The 17,387-nt window shown below is 60.4% G+C and carries 16 protein-coding genes; 3 read left to right on the top strand and 13 right to left on the bottom strand.

Annotated elements, in window-relative coordinates:
* Nucleotides 1-30: 30 nt before the first annotated feature.
* From ACVWWJ_RS09435 to ACVWWJ_RS09420, 4 genes are all read right to left on the bottom strand, one after another.
* Nucleotides 31-711 (bottom strand): hypothetical protein, encoded by a 681-nt coding sequence (locus tag ACVWWJ_RS09435; protein WP_456967566.1) that lies wholly within the window; start codon nt 709-711, stop codon nt 31-33.
* A gap of 355 nt (nt 712-1,066) precedes the next feature.
* Nucleotides 1,067-1,411 carry a DUF7668 domain-containing protein gene (locus ACVWWJ_RS09430; protein ID WP_456969690.1) on the bottom strand — a complete coding sequence of 115 codons (345 nt, stop codon included), beginning with the start codon at nt 1,409-1,411 and terminating at the stop codon, nt 1,067-1,069.
* 905 nt (nt 1,412-2,316) lie between these two features.
* Complete coding sequence (locus ACVWWJ_RS09425) at nt 2,317-2,574, bottom strand: helix-turn-helix domain-containing protein (protein WP_456967565.1); 258 nt, start codon at nt 2,572-2,574, stop codon at nt 2,317-2,319.
* A 379-nt stretch (nt 2,575-2,953) separates the two neighbouring features.
* Nucleotides 2,954-4,474, bottom strand: coding sequence for an acetyl-CoA hydrolase/transferase family protein (locus tag ACVWWJ_RS09420; RefSeq protein ID WP_456967564.1), 1,521 nt, complete (start codon nt 4,472-4,474; stop codon nt 2,954-2,956).
* 457 nt (nt 4,475-4,931) lie between these two features.
* On the opposite strand from ACVWWJ_RS09420, the gene ACVWWJ_RS09415 reads away from it, so the two are divergent.
* Nucleotides 4,932-5,600: a hypothetical protein gene (locus ACVWWJ_RS09415; protein WP_456967562.1), complete on the top strand. Its 669-nt coding sequence runs from the start codon at nt 4,932-4,934 to the stop codon at nt 5,598-5,600.
* 54 nt (nt 5,601-5,654) lie between these two features.
* Here the strand turns inward: ACVWWJ_RS09415 and ACVWWJ_RS09410 are convergent, their stop codons facing one another.
* The 4 genes from ACVWWJ_RS09410 to ACVWWJ_RS09395 form a co-directional block, all read right to left on the bottom strand.
* Nucleotides 5,655-6,239, bottom strand: coding sequence for a potassium channel family protein (locus ACVWWJ_RS09410; protein ID WP_456967561.1), 585 nt, complete (start codon nt 6,237-6,239; stop codon nt 5,655-5,657).
* Between the two features lie 136 nt (nt 6,240-6,375).
* On the bottom strand, nt 6,376-6,657 hold the full coding sequence (locus ACVWWJ_RS09405) for a helix-turn-helix domain-containing protein (protein ID WP_456967560.1): 282 nt from the start codon (nt 6,655-6,657) through the stop codon (nt 6,376-6,378).
* A gap of 691 nt (nt 6,658-7,348) precedes the next feature.
* Complete coding sequence (locus ACVWWJ_RS09400; RefSeq protein ID WP_456967558.1) at nt 7,349-8,605, bottom strand: M35 family metallo-endopeptidase; 1,257 nt, start codon at nt 8,603-8,605, stop codon at nt 7,349-7,351.
* A gap of 541 nt (nt 8,606-9,146) precedes the next feature.
* Nucleotides 9,147-9,407 carry a helix-turn-helix domain-containing protein gene (locus tag ACVWWJ_RS09395; RefSeq protein ID WP_456967557.1) on the bottom strand — a complete coding sequence of 87 codons (261 nt, stop codon included), beginning with the start codon at nt 9,405-9,407 and terminating at the stop codon, nt 9,147-9,149.
* Between the two features lie 137 nt (nt 9,408-9,544).
* On the opposite strand from ACVWWJ_RS09395, the gene ACVWWJ_RS09390 reads away from it, so the two are divergent.
* The gene (locus ACVWWJ_RS09390) at nt 9,545-10,213 is read left to right on the top strand and encodes a hypothetical protein (RefSeq protein WP_456967556.1); all 669 of its coding nucleotides are present in this window, start codon (nt 9,545-9,547) and stop codon (nt 10,211-10,213) included.
* A 231-nt stretch (nt 10,214-10,444) separates the two neighbouring features.
* Complete coding sequence (locus tag ACVWWJ_RS09385; RefSeq protein WP_456967555.1) at nt 10,445-11,128, top strand: hypothetical protein; 684 nt, start codon at nt 10,445-10,447, stop codon at nt 11,126-11,128.
* A gap of 103 nt (nt 11,129-11,231) precedes the next feature.
* On the opposite strand, the gene ACVWWJ_RS09380 is transcribed toward ACVWWJ_RS09385, so the two are convergent.
* The 5 genes from ACVWWJ_RS09380 to ACVWWJ_RS09360 form a co-directional block, all read right to left on the bottom strand.
* Nucleotides 11,232-12,626, bottom strand: a complete 1,395-nt coding sequence (locus ACVWWJ_RS09380; RefSeq protein ID WP_456967554.1) for a hypothetical protein — start codon at nt 12,624-12,626, stop codon at nt 11,232-11,234.
* Between the two features lie 24 nt (nt 12,627-12,650).
* The gene (locus ACVWWJ_RS09375) at nt 12,651-14,228 is read right to left on the bottom strand and encodes a MobA/MobL family protein (protein WP_456967553.1); all 1,578 of its coding nucleotides are present in this window, start codon (nt 14,226-14,228) and stop codon (nt 12,651-12,653) included.
* Between the two features lie 1,101 nt (nt 14,229-15,329).
* Nucleotides 15,330-15,674, bottom strand: a complete 345-nt coding sequence (locus tag ACVWWJ_RS09370; protein WP_456967552.1) for a hypothetical protein — start codon at nt 15,672-15,674, stop codon at nt 15,330-15,332.
* Nucleotides 15,675-16,168: 494 nt separating this feature from the next.
* Nucleotides 16,169-16,432, bottom strand: coding sequence for a hypothetical protein (locus ACVWWJ_RS09365; RefSeq protein ID WP_456969689.1), 264 nt, complete (start codon nt 16,430-16,432; stop codon nt 16,169-16,171).
* A gap of 71 nt (nt 16,433-16,503) precedes the next feature.
* Nucleotides 16,504-17,127: a hypothetical protein gene (locus ACVWWJ_RS09360; protein WP_456967551.1), complete on the bottom strand. Its 624-nt coding sequence runs from the start codon at nt 17,125-17,127 to the stop codon at nt 16,504-16,506.
* Nucleotides 17,128-17,387: the final 260 nt, after the last annotated feature.

Below are 17,387 nucleotides of genomic sequence, written 5' to 3'. Positions count from 1 at the left end.
CGGCATGCCCCAATCCCATCTGACACGCAGTCAAGCACTCAAGTCTGACTCAACATCCAACTTATCAAATGTTGCGAGCAACTTCCCGATGTTCTCGATTATGATTTGACTGGGTCGGCCTAAGGTCAACGCGGCACGACGGTAGCTCATCACCAAGGAATCGACACGCTCAGGCTCGCTTAATTTCGCACAAACAATGCCATGGTACACGCGCGTTGCGAAATCCCGACCTAATGGATGAATCACTTGCTCCGGATTGCTGTTCAGTCCCTGAGAACAAGCGAGTAACGATGAAAAATGCGCATAGAACGGCACCTCTGAGTGAAATACGATCCGCGTCACTTCAGATGCTGCTGCCTCAACCTCTGCATCCTGGGCGTCGGCGTTAAGAAAAAATTTAAAGTCCCCGGAGGGCGCGGACGTGGCACCGGCCCTAACCACTGTGGGTGAATACTTCTGATTATCGGTGCCGTACATGACGTCAAGACCATTGACCAAGTCTTCAACAATCGTTTGGCGTAACGTCAAGAATGGCGTAAAGGTGGTACCGACTGCGTTGTCCGTGAGATCTCGATGCGCTGTCCATACGACTGCGCAGTAGCCAAAGTTCTCCGCACGAATAAACATCTCGCGCGACGAAACCCACCGAAATCGGCTCTTCTCGAGCGAAGGTCGAAGGGCTTTGACCACGCGCTTCTCTAGAATATTCATTTTGCATCCCAATCAAACTGAACATTTGATGCGTTTGGTCCGTCAATGCGTCGAATTGGCAGCGGCCAATGCGGGTACCAGGCGAGAGACCAAGTGAGACGCCATTCTTGCCAACAATAACACCCCCGTACTCGCGAAGGTTATCAAAGTGACCAAGCTGCCGCGGCGTGTAAGGCGCGTTTACGCGACGTCCCCCTAACTTTGAGTACCGCGCCGGTTTCGAGTTCAATCCCCCATGAGCCTGCCTTTGTTGTCGAATGGATGAGAAAAACGTTATGAGACATTGGAGCGAGCCCTGCCGTGGAATGGTATCCCGACTCATCTACCAGACCGGCGGTCTTAAATTCGACTCTCGCTACAGAACACGAAGGTCATCGAGCTCCACGACTGCACCGGTAGAAGACGCCGTAACCGTCAACTCCAGCGTTAAGTCAGAACGCCCCTCCTCGAGAGTCCACAAGGGGGCCCTGACCGACCACGCAAGAGGCCCCATTCCTTTGATGGCGACGGCGTCGACGAGCCAATCGAATGCCAAGGGGGGCTGAACGAACGTGCATCCATAGCGTCTGGTTGTTCTTTCAAGATCCTTGGCCGTAAGCCGTGACGAAGAACACATCCGAATCGCCTCTTCGAAGCGACCATCGCACACGAGGTCCACAATGGCGCGCGTAGCGAGCTGAACAGCCCTATTGCCATCCATCTTCCATTCCCATCTCAAGCAGATTTTTTCTTCTGCAGTCAGATCACTTGCTCCCGTAGACCACGGGACCAACATTCGCTCGACCAGTAATGCAGGAGATTCGACAGCTCCGACGAGGGCGTCGTTCAACGAAGGGCCGAATTCCGAGCTCAGCGCCGCTCGCCCTGGACAGGTCAATTTTCTGTCTGAACCAAGCGGGCGTCATCCCACCAAACGCGTAGATACAGACACCCTTTCCATAGAACTTGATGAGTCGAAGCATCTCGCCTAAGCGATGATAGCCCTAACAGAATGGCTAGCAGAGACAATGGATGTAGGCACAGATGATATCGGGAGATACGCCATACTCAGAGCAACATCGACAATTTCCTCGTCCGTCAACGAATCAGGATTTTCCGCAATAAGCGAGTACGCTCGGATGGGATCAGGGCAAGCGGCACAAAAATCCTCCACTGCTTGCTCCAACTCTTTTGCGGTCAGGGCGTGTCGTTTCGGATTTGAGATACGGTTCAAAATGTCCAACAATTGGACCCTCGTTGCCAGCCGTCTGCTCATTGCGACACTCCCGCGAGTTTGGGGCGACCACATCGCGCTAGTTTAATAACGGATGTCCGATGATCTTAAAAGTTCTCTATCGCAATCACGCGGCCCCGCTGGCGCCACAGGCAGCGGTCCATCCGCAAACAGCGATGCATAGGGCGCATAACACCGGAAGGCGGTCGGCGAAGAAAGGCTTGCGGTCACGGCATAGGCGTGGACGGTGGTTCCCAGCCTCGTGGTGCTCTGTTCTTCCATGACGGACGTGCTCCTGGGCGATTGGCGGACTTTGTCACGCTACAGCCGACACGGAAAGTACCGGTCAGCCCGCTCGGCCAGCGACAACGCTGCGACCGGCGGGGGCACTTTTAGGTCATGGCATCCAGCCTCTTCTCCAACGCCCTGCCGAACGTGCCAAGAGTCGAGTCGCATGCATGCAGCCAGTCGACCAGTTGCAGGCCGTCGAGCCGAATGAGTCCGCTTTCGACTTGCGACACGTACGGCTGTGACACGCCGGCAGCCTCGGCCAGTTCGGCCTGAGTGAGCTTTGCCTTAGTGCGCGTCTCGACAAGCAGCTGAAGAAGGACGGGACGTCGCAGATCGTTGGTAGAACTGCCTTTGGGCATGAGCGGGCTCCTGATGAAGCGCACGGTGCGGGTACACAGCCTGGCCTCCGGGATGGACGCGTCAACCGGACGTTTGGTCGCATGCCAGGCATATTCGGCAAGCGACTTGGCATTTTTACCGACGCGGATGCTGCCTTGGGACCGCCGTCGGGGACGGCGATGGACATGAGAGACAGACCAACCCGCACTTCCATGCTCTCGCCCCCTCTCGCCTGCCATCCGTCGTGCAACGTGTCGCCGTTGGCCGTCACATGTGCCGCGAGCCAGGCTGCCGTCTCCTATCCACCCCACCCCGACCGAAGCTGCCCCACTGCCGGATAGTTGAGCCGCGAGGCCCAGGCGGCTGGGCCATTGCGGTCTCACCCCGGCGGGATGACTCCTATTGAGACAGGTGCATGGTTCCCGTATCGAGCCAACGCTGGTGCCAGGACAAAGCCTCAGGCAACACATGCGGCGTGTGCTTCCCATGACTCTCGCTCATGGCGCGGTCAAAGTGGTCCGAGAGCTGCGCGCGATAGGACGGGTCCACACAATGGTCGAGCACCGCGCGCGCGCGGCGGCGTGGGGACAGCCCACGAAGGTCGGCGAGGCCATGCTCAGTCACCACTATGGACACGTCGTGTTCGGTGTGGTCGACATGACTGACCATTGGCACGATGGACGAGATGGCCCCGTTCTTTGCTGTGCTGGGGCTGAGGAAAATGGAAAGAAATCCGTTGCGGGCAAAGTCCCCCGATCCGCCGATGCCATTCATGATGCGGGTGCCCATGACGTGGGTGGAATTGACGTTGCCGTACAGGTCCGCCTCAATCATGCCGTTCATCCCGATGCAGCCGAGCCGGCGCACGAGTTCAGGATGGTTCGATATCTCCTGCGTGCGCAAGATGATTCGCTCCCGGTAAAAACCGATGTTGCGCTTGAACTCCTCGTTGGCCGCCGGACTGAGCGCAAAACCCGTGCAAGAAGCGACCTTGAGAACACCGCTCCGCAAAAGGTCGAGCATGCCGTCCTGGATGACCTCTGTGAACGCGGTCAGATCCCTGAACCCGCTGCTTGCAAGGCGGGCGAGGACAGCGTTGGGAATGTTGCCCACGCCCGACTGGAGCGGCAACAGGTTGGCGGGCAGTCGGCCCTGACTCACCTCGTGTTTCAAGAACCTGATGAGGTGCTCGGCGATGCGCTCGCTGTTTTCATCCGGCGCGGCAAAGGGGCTGTTGCGGTCCGGGCCGTGCGTGCGCACCACAGCAACCACCTTGTCGGGGTCGCACCGGAGCGATGGCTCGCCGATGCGGTCGTCGGCCTTGACGAGCGGAATGGGCTTTCGGTTGGGCGGCAATGCGGTCCCGTAGTACACGTCGTGCATCCCGTCGATGCCTTCAGGTTGCCAATCGTTGACCTCGATAATTACTTTTTTGGCGAGATCGAGCCACGTCTTGTTGTTGCCCACCGACGTCGACGGAATCAGGCTTCCGTCTTCGCGGATGCCCGACACCTCGATCACCGCCGTGTCTATCTCGCCGTGAAAGCCAAACCACACATGCTGCGCGACATGGCTGAGGTGGATGTCGATGTAATCGAGAGTCCCCGCGTTGATGCGCTGGCGCGCATCGGGGTCAGACTGGAAAGGCATGCGCAGCGCGAGGCCTTCGGCCTTGGCCAGGGCGCCATCGAGCTCCGGCGCGGTGGATGCGCCCGTCATCAACGTGATTTTGAAAGACTCTCCGACACTGTGCGCCGCTTCGATTCGTCGTGCCAGCGCGGCCGGAACGGCCTTCGGATAGCCCGACCCGGTAAAGCCGCTCATCGCCACGGTTTCCCCCGGCAGAATGAACGCGGCGGCGGTCTCGGCGGTCACAACCTTGTCGCGCAAGACGGGATGGGAAATTCGATCAGCTGACATGGATTGGTCTGAGGGATGGAAACGTCGATTATCGCGCAACGACATATGGCCGCGGGCGCAACGAAGGTCGTATGGAAAAAATCCTTCCGTGCCATAGCAGGTCCCCATCCCTGTCGCACCCTGCTGCATAACTGTTATTCGCCGTTGATTCACAGCGACCTTGCGTCGACCAGAAGCTCCGCGCGGGACAAACCTGCTGCCACGGCTGGTCAGAAGCAGAGGCGACGGCCTGCCGGCTCGTCGCCGGCGCCTGGCTTGCAAGCGGGAAGCCGCGGGGCACCTGGTCATTTCGATGCTGGCTCTCAGGCCGGAAAACCATGCGAGAAGCCAGACACGCCCGCTGGCCGAAACGGCGCAGTAAGACAAAGGGCGTATCGACAATCCGTCACATCACCGCCGTAATGTCACAGCGCACCGTCAGCAAAAACGCTTCCGGGCATCGCATAGGGAGAATGGAATGACCAAAGCCCGCATCAGTGTCAACAAGCTCGGCGAATACCTGACCGCGTCCCCCGCCCGTCGGCGGCGCATCGTCAAGGACCAGAAAGAACCCAGTACGTTCATCGTCGCCCGCTACGCCGACGCCCGGCAGGAGATTGTGACTTACATGGAGGGCGGGATGACCAATGACGATGCCTTGGCCAACGCTGCTGCCCATTTGCGGCAGGCGCCGGGAACCGACTTCGTCCGCCAGGACAAGGCAAATTCGGCTGACGCCATCGAAGATTTCCTCGAGGTGGCTGACCAGTTGAACTTCGACGGCCTGACGGTCGAGCCAACCGACCCGACTGCGTCGGCCTCGATGGAGATAGCCAACGTCACAGTCTCGGTCCGGCCGGAGGTTTTGCTTCGCGACGAGCTCACTGGCGACGTCGTGGGCGCCGTCAAGCTGCACTTCCCGAAGACCGCGCCCCTGACGGACAAAGCGCCTGACTACGTTGCGACCACCCTCCGCGAGTACCTGGCGCTGAACTACGACGCCGATTCGGTCGACCCGAAGCGGTGTTATGTCGTGGACGTGCCAACCCGCTCGGTGACCTGTGCGACGAAGGCGAACAAGAAGAAAATGAGTGACGTCGAAGCAGCCTGTGAGGAAGTCAACGCACGCTGGCAGATGTCAGGCTGACCGGCGGCCCCAGTACACTCATATCGACTGTTTGCCGACGGGGACAGCGCCGGGTCACTCCGGAAGCTGACGCATCCCAATTCGGTCATCACCGGCGGTCGGCGCGCCGCCCTTGAGGAAAATGAGAATAAAAAAGACCGAGTGCGCTGAACCCAGCAACGCTTCGTACATGGCCAGACACCGGCCAGGCCCCGCTGCCGGCACGAAGTCACCGTACCCCAGGGTCGTGAACGTGGCCGCCGAGAAGTACATCCCGTCGATGAGCGACAACGCCCCGCTGTGCCTCGCTGCGTCGGTCGCCACGACAAGATCGTAGGGTAACCAGCCGAAGAGCGCACACTGCGAGACAAGCAGACCGGCAAGCCCTGCATACGCCAACACAGCATGGGGCAAGTCATTCTCGCGGATGACCAGCGAGCGTGAAATCTGGCGCGCCATCCTGATGTAGCCCGCTGTCGAGGCGATGACGAGAACCGTGACCCCGATGGTCGCGCGCTCATCCAAGCCCAACGGGAATAACCCTGACTTCAGAAGGGACAGAACAGCCCCACACACGACGGACGCACCGACGAAGGAGGGAAGGAGTTTCAGATACTCCGCCCTTCGCACGGACCACGGTATGGCGGACGACGGCTGCATGAGATGTGATCCTTGAGCGAATGTGCGGCCGGCGAGGCTAACATTCCGGTCCGGGCCTGGCACGTTCATTTTGCCGATGGGCGAGCCACTCCATGCGACCTGGGCGCCGGGCAACTCCGGCCCCGGCCGAAGGTCTTCAGTATCCCGCCGCTACCAGCCGTTTCGTCAATGTCCGGCCGAACCGCTCGATATTCGAGTCACACGCCTGCAGCCAGTCGACGAGTTGCAAGCCATCGAGCCGGACGAGCCCGCTTTCCACTTGCGACACGTACGGCTGGGAGACGCCAGCGGCCTCAGCGAGCTCGGTCTGGGTAAGCTTGGCTTTATTGCGCGTCTCGATGAGAAGGTCGAAAAGGACGGGGCGTCGCGGGTCTTGCGCGGAACTGCCTTTGGCATGAGAGCTCCTGGTGCTGCGCATGGATCAGGCTTCATCCTGGCAATCGAGAGGAGCGCGTCAACCGGGGCAATCGGTCGCATCGCCAGGTAATTTCGGCAATCGCTGTCCGCCGCCCCGGGGGCACCACGGCGGAAGCCGTGTCAAAACTTGAGGCCACAGTCGACCGCGCGGACTCACGTCCTCAGCACGCCTGCTGTCGCCTGGGTGACGACGCATGGCTTCGTGCATGCGCTGAGGTCGAAAGAGACGGAACAAGTAAGGAAGCAAACGCTGACGCATGCATCATGCATCGGGACCGACACTCCGGCGTGCACAAGCATTATGGCGGCATCTCACTTCGCTCACTGGACGGTGGCGGGAACGTGCGCGCCACCGCATAGGAGCCTGGACAAGCGCAAATGTCAGCATCGCCCGGCTTGCTCAACCGGGCATGCGCATAGGGATGACCGTAGGTATCGAGCTTCCGAAGGTCAGTTCAGTAATCAGGGCCCTCTGTTTTTTGACTGGGGACTAGATTGATCCCCCGTCTCCCAGCAAGGGCACCACATAAGGCTTGGCATGTCAGTCAAAGCCTGGCGATGGATCCCAGCGTTCGTTCCGTCTCGTCACACGATGGGCGGCGTCGCTGGGCTCGGGATCAAAGCGTCGTAACCAAGCCGGCGTTCCCGCGGCCACTGGCTAGGAAACTGCGAAGCATTGGCTCACCAGGAGATCACCACCCGGGTGCGCCGTGGTTCAACATCGTCTCGCGGACGACCTGCTCATAGCTGTCGGCGTTAAGCGAAGAGTTTCGGGCACCCACCGCATTGGCCATGGCCCGATCCGACGTCTGACCATAGGTGTAATCCCACGTCCGAGCGACATACTGGCTTCCAACGTAATAGTTGAAGTGACTGATTTCGTGGAGCAGTACCAGCGCCCGTGACTGGTAACCCCCTACCGCCGGCAAACTGAAGAACTTGGGGCAAAGAACGATTTCAAAACCAGGCCGAATGAACGCGGCAACGCTCGGGTCTCTGCCCACGCAATAGCATGAGGTGATGTGGTCGTTCTTCAATCCCGGATTGGGTCGCTGGGTGGCCGAAAACAGCGCCAAAATGCGGGTGGAAATCCTGCCAGACATGCCATAGAGATCAGCCCCAAAGTACGAGGCATATATCTTGCCGATGGGCGTGGACGTATCGATTCCACCGGGAAGAATGGCAGCGTTGATGTCAGTGACCGTGGTTTGTGCACCGTCGTTTGCATGCTGGTACGCGGTCAGGATTGATGTGGTTTGGTCAGCGTTGCACGTGCCCTTGGGGTCGTTGAGGGTAGACGGGTCACGCGGGTCCGGTTCGAGGATGGAAGGCACAGAGAGCAAGTTCAGTGCGGGAGACATGCCGAGCGCGAGCGCCTCGTCACTGGCTTTGTCCGTGCCTTGCCAGGAGCTCAGTCCTTTTGGATGGACTGAAGGCGGAGGAGTCCACGTGCCAGGGTTATAGACAACGATGAGCTCGTTCGACGATACAGTGCGTACGCGGTTTGGATTCGATGCATACCCGGGGTCATTCGGATCCGGTTCGAGATCTGGAGGAAGCGACCCAAGAGGAAGAATGAAGGTAATGGATTTTTTGTTGGTAATTCCGGCGCTGCTGAAGAGATACGTCTTTCTGAGGTCAATCAGGCCATCCATGGATTGATGGGGTCCCAGTCGCGGCATCGAGCTGCTGTCTTCGATGATGTACTCGAAGTCGCCCCGGTAGTCGACTTCCGCTCCGCCCTCGTCTCTAACCGAAAACTGGTTAGGGGGGAGAACGTTGTCAAAACTGAACGGTATCGTTCGGCGCGACAGGATGACTGTTTGATCGCTGTTGTTGGTAATCGTCAGATGCACGACAACTGGCGCGTCCGCCGGATTCGGTGAACGCTCAAGCGTGATGCTGATGGGTTCACCTGGCACGGACTGGGAAATTGCTTGAGAACTCACAAGCAGTCCGAGGAGTCCTAGGAAATTACTTATTCTCATCTCACTTCCTTGGTGCGGGCCTTTCCGCGCGCAAGAAATAGCAGTACCTCGCAAGAATGTATGTAGGCAGTCCCCTACAAGCGGGATGTATAACCGGGGTGGCCCTCGAATTTGTGACTGCGGCCAATAAACCGGTGACAACCGCTTTGCACGCCAATGCCATTGAAGCCTTGTTTGTCGTCATCGACCAAGCCGCCGCCCTCCCCCAAGCCACCAACTGCCCACTCCCGCCCGCGTTTCTTTGAGGTCGACGGCTGTCAACCGGATGTGGTCTGTTGATCCACATGCGGCAAGCATGTGGTGGGGCCGGCGAAGTGGGCCGCATTGGGCACCAGTGCTGGACAGGTCAACACGTGGTGAACCATGTCGTGCTGCCGCCCCGGTAGTCACCAAAAAAGCGCGTTGAAGATTTCTGTCCGTGGATAAGCCGACGCGAAGCATGCCGAATCGTCACAATACGGAAGCTCGTTAGCTACGATGGCGTGGATGGCGGCACACCGTCTCAGAACCCTGCCGCTTCGAGCCTCTTGTCGAGCTCGCGCCCGAACCTGCCGAGGTTCGACCCACATGCCCGCAGCCAGCGCCGGAGCTGCAACGCATCCAGGCGAAGGTTACCCCGCTCGACGGACGACACGTATTGCTGGGAGATTTCCGCCCTGGTGGCGAGCTCCTTTTGCGTAAGGCCTGCCTTTTCGCGGGTCTCGAGCAGGAGCTCAAGGAGAATGGGGTACTCCTTGGCGTAAATCGTCTTTCCCTTTGGCATCGGCTCGCTTCTCGGAATCGTGAAGCGACGCTAAACAACAAGATGGGATACTCCATGTTGTTGTATTTTTCGATCTACCATTTGCCCCACATGGACCTGGGGATCTTGGAATGAAAACCGCTCTGACCGCTCTGCTCTTGCTTACCGGCCTGCCCGCCATCGGCCAGGAAGCACCCGCACCCGCATCGACCGCGCCCTCCTTTTGGCATCGCCTCGGTAGCGGCATCAAAGATTCCGCGTCCCGGGTCGGCCAGGAAATCAGCAATCCGGGCTCGACCCAAGGCGATGCGTTCCGGCCGCTCACCCCTGGCGCAAGTCAGCTCGTCGACATCTTCCCGAAGAGCCAGGCCGGCGAAGCTGCCCTGCGACACCTCGCGTGGCCGCGTGTGGCCGTGACCTTTGAAGAGTACGGTGAGCACAAAAACTGCTGGACAGCCCGTGCACGCATCTGGACCGATGCGATGAATCACCACGACGAACGTTTCCAGATTTGTCGCAAGTCGCCCATCAAAGCCACGAATGATTTGGGCCAGTCAGGCTATGCGATGCCCAACGATCAGGAAGCGCGGTTGGCGGAAGGCGCCCAGACGTACCCGCCGACCCAGACCACGGGCGTCGTCGGAACTGAAGGCCCCAATCCGCCCACGATGCTTTTCATGCGCGACATCCCATCCGGGCTCGTGCAAGCCCAGTGGTCCGTGCTCACGCGTCTGTTGCGCGTCACTGGTTTCGGCGCCGGCATCGCGAACGGACACGATTACAGGATGTGGATTGCCGGCTATGACCCGAACGGCAACAGAGGCTGAGTCAGCCGTGTCCTACCGTCGTCCCCGCCCCACCCCTGCTGCTGCCGTTCATGCGCGGCAGGTGAGGCGGGGGCGAATACGTCCCCCAAATTCGGAGTCACCATGTCCAATTATTCGCCGTGGTACGCGGCCGCCGTCCTCGCAGGCCTTGTTTTGCTCTTTCTGATTGTCGAAGCCATGCGCCGCGCTTCTGTCGTACGCGCGCCGGTCTTCAAGGGTGGCCACCTCACGTTGGCCATCGATGAGGCGAACAAGGACCTTGTCATCACAATGAATGATGATGCGGGCGTTGTGCGCATGCCGCTCGGCTCGGTCGCGTCATACCACGCACCCGACTTCGTGCCCGTTCCCGTGCGCGCGGGGCAAACGCCGCCGAAGACCGGCCGGGCGCGTCTGTGGCTTACGTCATTCAAGGTGCCGGATGTTTTTGAGAAAGAGAGCGTCCACGCCATCGACCACAGCAATCTTGTCGCCAGCAACTGGAGCCGCTTGCTGCCGGAATCGGAAGCCAAGCTCGCCATCGCGTGGCTCGACCGTCGGGCGGCACTGATTGCGCCGGATTTTGCGGGTCACGTCACATCGCTCAATGCTCAAAAGAAGGATGCGGCGGCGGCGGCCCGGCGACACCTGCCGGAGAAGCCGCTCATCGAATGCGACCGGGGCCGCGTCGCGAAGTACTACGCTTATATCGCCGTTCTGCCAAGCGGGTTTGTCTATGGAATGACGGAAATGGACGGCCTGCCTGTCCCCGTCACGCGCGTGCATGCTGACATTGGGCGGAAGATTCGCGTGATGATGCCGGGCCATGCGTTTGCGTTTGACTTCGAACTGACGCAGGGTGAGATGCAGACGCTGCAGAGCCTGCAGCAAAAAGGCCTGTTGCATCTCGCCCCGCCCCTCCCACGCGGGCACTGAGCACTGAGCGGCCGCCCCTCCCGTTTCTCATCCATCCCACCGGCGGCCTGTCGTTGTCGGCTGGTGGATACACCACTCGCCGGCTGCAGGATGTGCCTCCCGCTTACCGCCCCGGCCCGCTGCCCCTCGACGGTTTGACCGGTGGGCCCGATTTACCCTGGTCCGTGTTTGACTCGGCCGGGTTTTCCCCGACCGGGACAACTTTGGCCATGGCCGATTGCAGATAGGTCCGCTCGACCCCCGTGATGATGCCGAGCAGATGCTCCAGCAGCCTCGGATCCGTCCCGTGCAGTCGTCGCACCCCGGTTTTGAGTTCATCCCTCACCCGGGTCAGGGTATGAGCCGCGACAACCTTCTCTTGCCGCATGTGTTCCGCCTCGTCGCGCAACGAGCTGACTGCGGCTTTCAATTCCTGGACGTGGTCGTTGGCTTTTGCCGCTTCGGCCGCCACACGGTCCCGGACACGGGATGCCGCGTCCATCCTGCGGCGAAGCATTTCAAACAGACTGTTCGCGCGTTGGTTGGCCTCGCGAAGTGCCTCCCGGGCCTTTGCCCGTCGTTCGCGTGCGCGGTCGAGCTCAAACTCATGGTCGAGCGCGTGGGCGGTCAACCGTGTCTGCTGCTCACCGAGTGTGTCATGAGTGCCCTCCTGCTCGCTGACGGCCTTGAGTGCGTCTTCAACGTGGGTCGCAATGCCCATGGCGAACTCGAAGTCGCGCAACTCGGGGAGCGACATGTCCCGTGGAGCCTCTCGACGAAGGCGGGCGACCAGAGGATGGGTTTTGGGATCTGTCTCCAACACGACCGGGGGTTCATCGTCCACGAAGTCGAACACGAACGGCCTTTTGGTGACGCGAGACAGGGCTGTCTTTCCCCGCTGGTAGCCTGCCGATTCCAGGTCCCACAGCCGGGACGATTCCCGCATCAGTCGCCCGGCAAACGCCTTGCCCAAATGGGGATTGCCAGTCATCGCCAGGCGACCGGCAAAGCCCGACCGCGTGCTCGAGCGGTCGAGAACCGAGTCGGACCCGTCGGGCAGCGCCAGTGAGCGCGTGGGAAAGCACAGGCGGACCTGGCGGCCTGCGTCTGCAGGCGTCGGCACGGGTGCCGTGCCATCGAAGGCGACGTAGGTCACCGGGACACGGAGCTCGCGCGAGACGAACCCGGCCAGTGCCCACGCGAACTCGCGCATCCCGTCGTCGTCCATGGAGTCCGGCACTTCGGACCTGACTTCAAACAGCAAGGGTGCCGGGCCGTGGCGCTCGGTCCACTCCACCCTTCCCCACACGTTTTCGGTGTCGGTTGCCCATCCGGGCGAGTTGAGGGGGGCAAGCGTCGTTGCCGTGTGCCGCTCGTCTCGTCGCAGACGGTAGTCGTGGGTCAGCCCCGAGCGTCCATCGAGCAGGCGGAGGCGCAGGCGTTCGGCGACGAGGGCCACGGCGTTGCCCGAATCGGGCCGGGTCATCAGTTGAAGGTCGAGATCCAGATTGGTGTTCATGAAAGGCCCTCCTTGGCCAGTGTTTTACGGGTTGGTTTTCCGGGGTGACAGGAACGGTGCTTCAGCCCGCGCGGCAGACATGACGTCCTGGACCTCGAGCTCAAGGACGGTGGCGAGCTCGGCCACATCGTTTTTTTGCTCGTCAGACAAGGCTACCGCGATGGTACCGATGACAGACCGGAAGTCAGGCTTGTAGGCGTTCATCTTTGAAACGATGTCAGCCCGGACCTTTTCGTCACGATCCTTCTCGATGTCCCGCGCCATCGAGAGTGTCTTGATGACCTCGACGTGTTGATGGATGTCAGACTGTGCGCGCGCGGCAAGCCTCGCCGATGTTTCACGGTTGGTCTGCAGAATGGACCACTCGTCCGACGGGATGTGCAGCCGCGCCCGCAAGGGGTTGGCCACGAGCCAGGCGGTCAGTCGCTCTTCGGCGCGGTGCAAGGCCGCGTCGGTAACAGCTTTCTGGGCGCGCGCGTCGGCCAACGCGGACTCTTCCCGCATCATCTGCATATCAAAGTCGCCTTGTGCCTGCCGTGCGCGCTCCTGTGCGAAAAGGAGTGACTCGATGAAGTCCGCCAGAAGCATCGAACGCTCTAACGCGGCTTGCTCGGCGTCACTGGTCGGACGAGGGCCAACGCTCCGCATGAGTTCCGCAAGCCGCAGGTGGGAGTCGATGCGCAAAGTGCGGCCACCGACGAACGATGCCCGGTTGATGAGCGGTGACTTGCCGCGGATCTCCCGCGTTGCCGCACGCCGGGCGCGCACGACACCACCCTTGAGCGCGGTCTCCACCGATTTTTCCCGCCTTGCATGCAGGCGTTGCTTGACCGAGGAAGCGTCGAGTTGCGGCACCGGTGCCGCACCGGTGGTTTTCGGATACCACTGGTTCTTTGCGCCATGGCGCCGTGCCCGGGTGGGCTTCGGTGTCTTGTCGAGCCCGAGGCGCTTGTAGCTCTTGGACTCGTACGTTGCGGGGAGCCCTGCCGCCGCAAGATGTGCATTGGCAAGCTTTGCCCATTTTTCGTTCATCGAATCGACGATGGGTGCGGACTGGCGGCGGTTGGACAATTCCGAGAGCTTGCGGCCAAGGCGCCAGCTATCGGAACCGCCCTCCCCTTCGCGAATGAGTTCACGGGTCGGGAAGAGGAGATGCGCGTGGAAGCCAATCTTCTCGCCGGGCTTCGCGTTGCCATCCAGATCAACGGTGTTGTCCCTGTGCACAGCAATGCAGACGGGCACATTGAAGCGGGCGACGATGTAGCCGGCCATGGAGCGGGCCATGGCAATCGCTGCCTTTTCATCGACGCCGAGGGGGATGGGGATGCGGTAGTCGCGGCAGATTTGCGCGTCGACGCGGTTTTCTGCTTTCTCGATTTCGTTCCACAGGGTTCCGGGTTCAAGCAGCCATGCGGGCGCGCCTTGCGGCCCCATGGTTTCGCCATAAACGACTTGCTTGCCGAAACGTTTCGAGTAGTCGTGCCAGGTTTCGGTGCGCTCATCGAAGAGTTTGATGCCGAGCCTGTAGGCGGCGGCCGCAACCGCGCTGTGGTTGCGGTCTCGGTTGTGGGTGTGGAGATGCGGACGGGCGTGCTCTGCCATTGGTGTACTTCCTTGTCGTTGGTCATTGGCCTTCCTGGCCGGTTTGGCAGTTGGGTAAATTACAAACCCGTCCGCATTGCTTATATGCATACATCGAATAACGACGCCGTCAAGGGGTGACGCGAAATTATTTTTGGGTGTCAACCTGGGTGTAACGCGACCAGTCGGGTGCGATGTGCAGACAAGGGTGTCGCCATTTTCAGGATCATAAACAGACCCCTCAACTTAGCGATTTCAGCCGAAAAGCACGGCTTTTGACTTGAACGACTGTACATCTGGGCGACTGGACATCTGCACCGGACGCTATGCACTGACCCGGGGAGCAACGCGGACCGCTCGCATGCAACGCATGCTAAGACGTGCTCTACGTTTTTCTGCAGGGCTGATTTGCCCCCCCCCGTCGACAAACCAGCGCGATCCAACGAACCTGACGAGAGTATCCGTTGGTCTGGGTCAGTCACCCCTTCGGTGGATGCTTCCCCACGTCAGCTGCTTTGTCTGTTTGTCGCCTCACTTGCAGATGGCATTGGCAGCCGCTTGAAACGCTCGGGCGCAGAACACCGACTTCATCATGGCAAGCGCAGCCAGCTGCCGCCTCAATCCGCGAATGTTGCCGCTTCGTTGGTGTCAGCTGGATGACTCGCGGGCTAAGCCTTCTCGCGGGAGGACCGACGCCAGTGCAACCTGACCGGGCGTTACCGGGAGCTGCACCTCCTTCCGTGGTAGGTGGAATGTGCACGGTCGAAGCCGGGCTGGGCGCCGTGCAAGAGCCCTGCTGCTGAACACTCAGGCCTCGGGTCAGCCATGCAGGCACCCTGTGGCCCGTGCGCAATTTGTCGCAGTCTAGTAGACGCGCCTTGTGCGACAGCCAGGATGTCCGTGCACTCCACAAGGAATAACGATGTCAGACACGACCGCGCTCAGCTTTCAGGTAATCGGAGGAGTTCTGCTGGGACTCCTCATCAGCTGGATCATCCGTTGGTGGGCCGCCACTCCGCCGCGGCACACAACACGAAAGCGTGGCCGGCGGCCCGGAAAATCCGAGCCATGAACACGCCCACCCGGCCATGGCAAATGACGTTTTTCCGCGGCTTCCATTTTTCACGGGGTCGACGGTGTTTCCGCGGCCCCTACTTGCGTGCACGCTGTGCCCGGCTTGGTTGCGCTGCACGCGCACGCGCATGCGTTGCTCTTGGATTGGATGGTGCTCGCGGCGACGAGGTTGGCACCGATGCTCGCCACGATCAAAAACCAGTTCTTGAGATAGTCGGCCTGGGGAGCGTTCGCCACATCCACATAGGCTGGACCCAAAAGCGAACAGCAAAGGCCCAGAACGATGAAACCGATGCCCCAGCGGAAAAGCCGGTTCTGAGTCGGAAAACGCGAAATGTCGAGCAATCCGGCGGCGAGCACGACCCCGCAGGCAATGACCATGATGATAAACATTCGAATCTCCATTTCGTAATTAGAAAGGCAAGCCAACCGGCGGTTGCTGCCACAGCGAGCGCCCACCTCCGTGAATGGCGGACGTGCGCGACAGCGCCCGTACATTATCAAAGTTCAACCATCATGTAACAGGAATTTGGGGCGTTAAACGGAACCAAGACGCCAGGCATGCCCGCTCCACCTGGGTCTCTTCGCCGCGCACTTCCGTTTTGACCTCGAAGCCGTCTGCCGAAACGTCACGGCCTCAAGCGATAATCGGGACGCCCCGCATCCCGTCCAGGCTGTCACCGTGCCCATCGTCGTGTCGCCACGCCTGCCTGTCCTGACAGCCGTCTTGGAATCATGTTCTCGGCGGCCAGTGGCCGATAGAACCAGATAGCCAAAAAGCCTGCTCGGGACGACCGCAACTCGGAAGGGACTCAGTGGGACGCGCCATTCGGCACGAGAGAACCAGCGTTTGAGTGTTTCAGAGGACGGTGCGGCAACAGCGGGGTCTACCCGCAAACGGCGCGCTCTCTCCCGGAAAGCCTCCGGCCTTCCTCAAGAATTTCGCAGACCAATCCCCGGACGGTCGGGTCGTCGATGCCGACTGCCTGGCAGGCCATGGAAGGCAGACCGCCCGCTTCGTGGGTTCCACCGGTCGCCACGATGACCTGGTCTGCGTCGGTGTTGACCACCAGATTCGCGTTGTGTGTAACCAGGAAGACCTGCCGCCGGGTCCTGGCTTCGCAAAACAGCCGGACGAGTTCGGCGTAGATGGACCTGGGGTCCAGATTCTCTTCCGGCTGGTCGATGATGAGCGGCCGGCCATCGTTACACCGCTGTGCCCTCAGTGCGGTGCTGACGCCGCCGGGGCCAACCCGGCAACTTCAATCTCGAACCTTCCGACAGGATATGTGCGGACATACACCGGCCCGAAGCTGATGGCATTGACGACGGTGGTCAGACTCTCGATTTTCCTGTCGACAAGCGAGTTGTCCGCTGCCACGACGACGTAGGCGACGTTGGCATTGGCGAAGTCTGTCTCCAGCGAGATGTGGAGTGGTGACGTCAGACCGGTTGCCTGGTGAAGGGCATAGGTTCCCGGGTGGGCGTCGACCACCTGCCCTGTCACCGAGAGACCATAGACCACGGGCATCATCACCCGCTTGTCATAGCCGAGACACGAGCAATACGAATTGATCGTCACCTTGAGCGGTCGGGCCTGACCGACCCTCAGGAGCTTGTAGTATGACGAGTAGTGCGAAAGCTCCAGCACCCTGTCACCGGCACCGACGTCAAACTTGTTGACGCCGGGTTTCAGCAGTGGCGCAGCAACGTCGCCGGAAGCGATTGAAGCGATGTCCGCCGGATGCGCTTGCCGCATTTGTGAGAGGTAGACGCTGCTCGGTGGGACGCTCGCGCACGCGCCGAGAGTAAGCACTGTCACGCACATCATGATAACCCGACCCATGTTGCCCCCTGGTGTTGGTCAGTCGAACTTCGAACCGGTAGTTTGACTCAAAAAAACGCCGCCAAGACCTGTCGGCCAGCCAGCACCCTGGTCCCACTGCCCGCCATACATTCGTCTTCTGGGCGCTATATCCGTCGGCGACGGCGCTGGCGCGGGTCGACATGAAACGCCAGCCCTCGCCGTCGAGCAACCCGTTCCCATCCCAGTTGCCTTGTTAGCCCGGAGACTCTCACCGGACATCGACGAAAATGCCGGGCTGG

This window comes from Luteibacter sp. HA06, assembly GCF_054061215.1.
Note: the sequence above shows the minus strand (reverse complement) of the source record. Positions and strands in the feature narration are given on the sequence as shown.

What these genes read in the sequence shown, in the direction of transcription:
- ACVWWJ_RS09435 (WP_456967566.1), bottom strand. Translation starts at nt 711, where the DNA reads ATGAATATTCTAGAGAAGCGCGTGGTCAAAGCCCTTCGACCTTCGCTC.
- ACVWWJ_RS09430 (WP_456969690.1), bottom strand. Translation starts at nt 1,411, where the DNA reads ATGGATGGCAATAGGGCTGTTCAGCTCGCTACGCGCGCCATTGTGGAC.
- ACVWWJ_RS09425 (WP_456967565.1), bottom strand. Translation starts at nt 2,574, where the DNA reads ATGCCCAAAGGCAGTTCTACCAACGATCTGCGACGTCCCGTCCTTCTT.
- ACVWWJ_RS09420 (WP_456967564.1), bottom strand. Translation starts at nt 4,474, where the DNA reads ATGTCAGCTGATCGAATTTCCCATCCCGTCTTGCGCGACAAGGTTGTG.
- ACVWWJ_RS09415 (WP_456967562.1), top strand. Translation starts at nt 4,932, where the DNA reads ATGACCAAAGCCCGCATCAGTGTCAACAAGCTCGGCGAATACCTGACC.
- ACVWWJ_RS09410 (WP_456967561.1), bottom strand. Translation starts at nt 6,239, where the DNA reads ATGCAGCCGTCGTCCGCCATACCGTGGTCCGTGCGAAGGGCGGAGTAT.
- ACVWWJ_RS09405 (WP_456967560.1), bottom strand. Translation starts at nt 6,657, where the DNA reads ATGCGCAGCACCAGGAGCTCTCATGCCAAAGGCAGTTCCGCGCAAGAC.
- ACVWWJ_RS09395 (WP_456967557.1), bottom strand. Translation starts at nt 9,407, where the DNA reads ATGCCAAAGGGAAAGACGATTTACGCCAAGGAGTACCCCATTCTCCTT.
- ACVWWJ_RS09380 (WP_456967554.1), bottom strand. Translation starts at nt 12,626, where the DNA reads ATGAACACCAATCTGGATCTCGACCTTCAACTGATGACCCGGCCCGAT.
- ACVWWJ_RS09375 (WP_456967553.1), bottom strand. Translation starts at nt 14,228, where the DNA reads ATGGCAGAGCACGCCCGTCCGCATCTCCACACCCACAACCGAGACCGC.
- ACVWWJ_RS09370 (WP_456967552.1), bottom strand. Translation starts at nt 15,674, where the DNA reads ATGTTTATCATCATGGTCATTGCCTGCGGGGTCGTGCTCGCCGCCGGA.
- ACVWWJ_RS09360 (WP_456967551.1), bottom strand. Translation starts at nt 17,127, where the DNA reads ATGGGTCGGGTTATCATGATGTGCGTGACAGTGCTTACTCTCGGCGCG.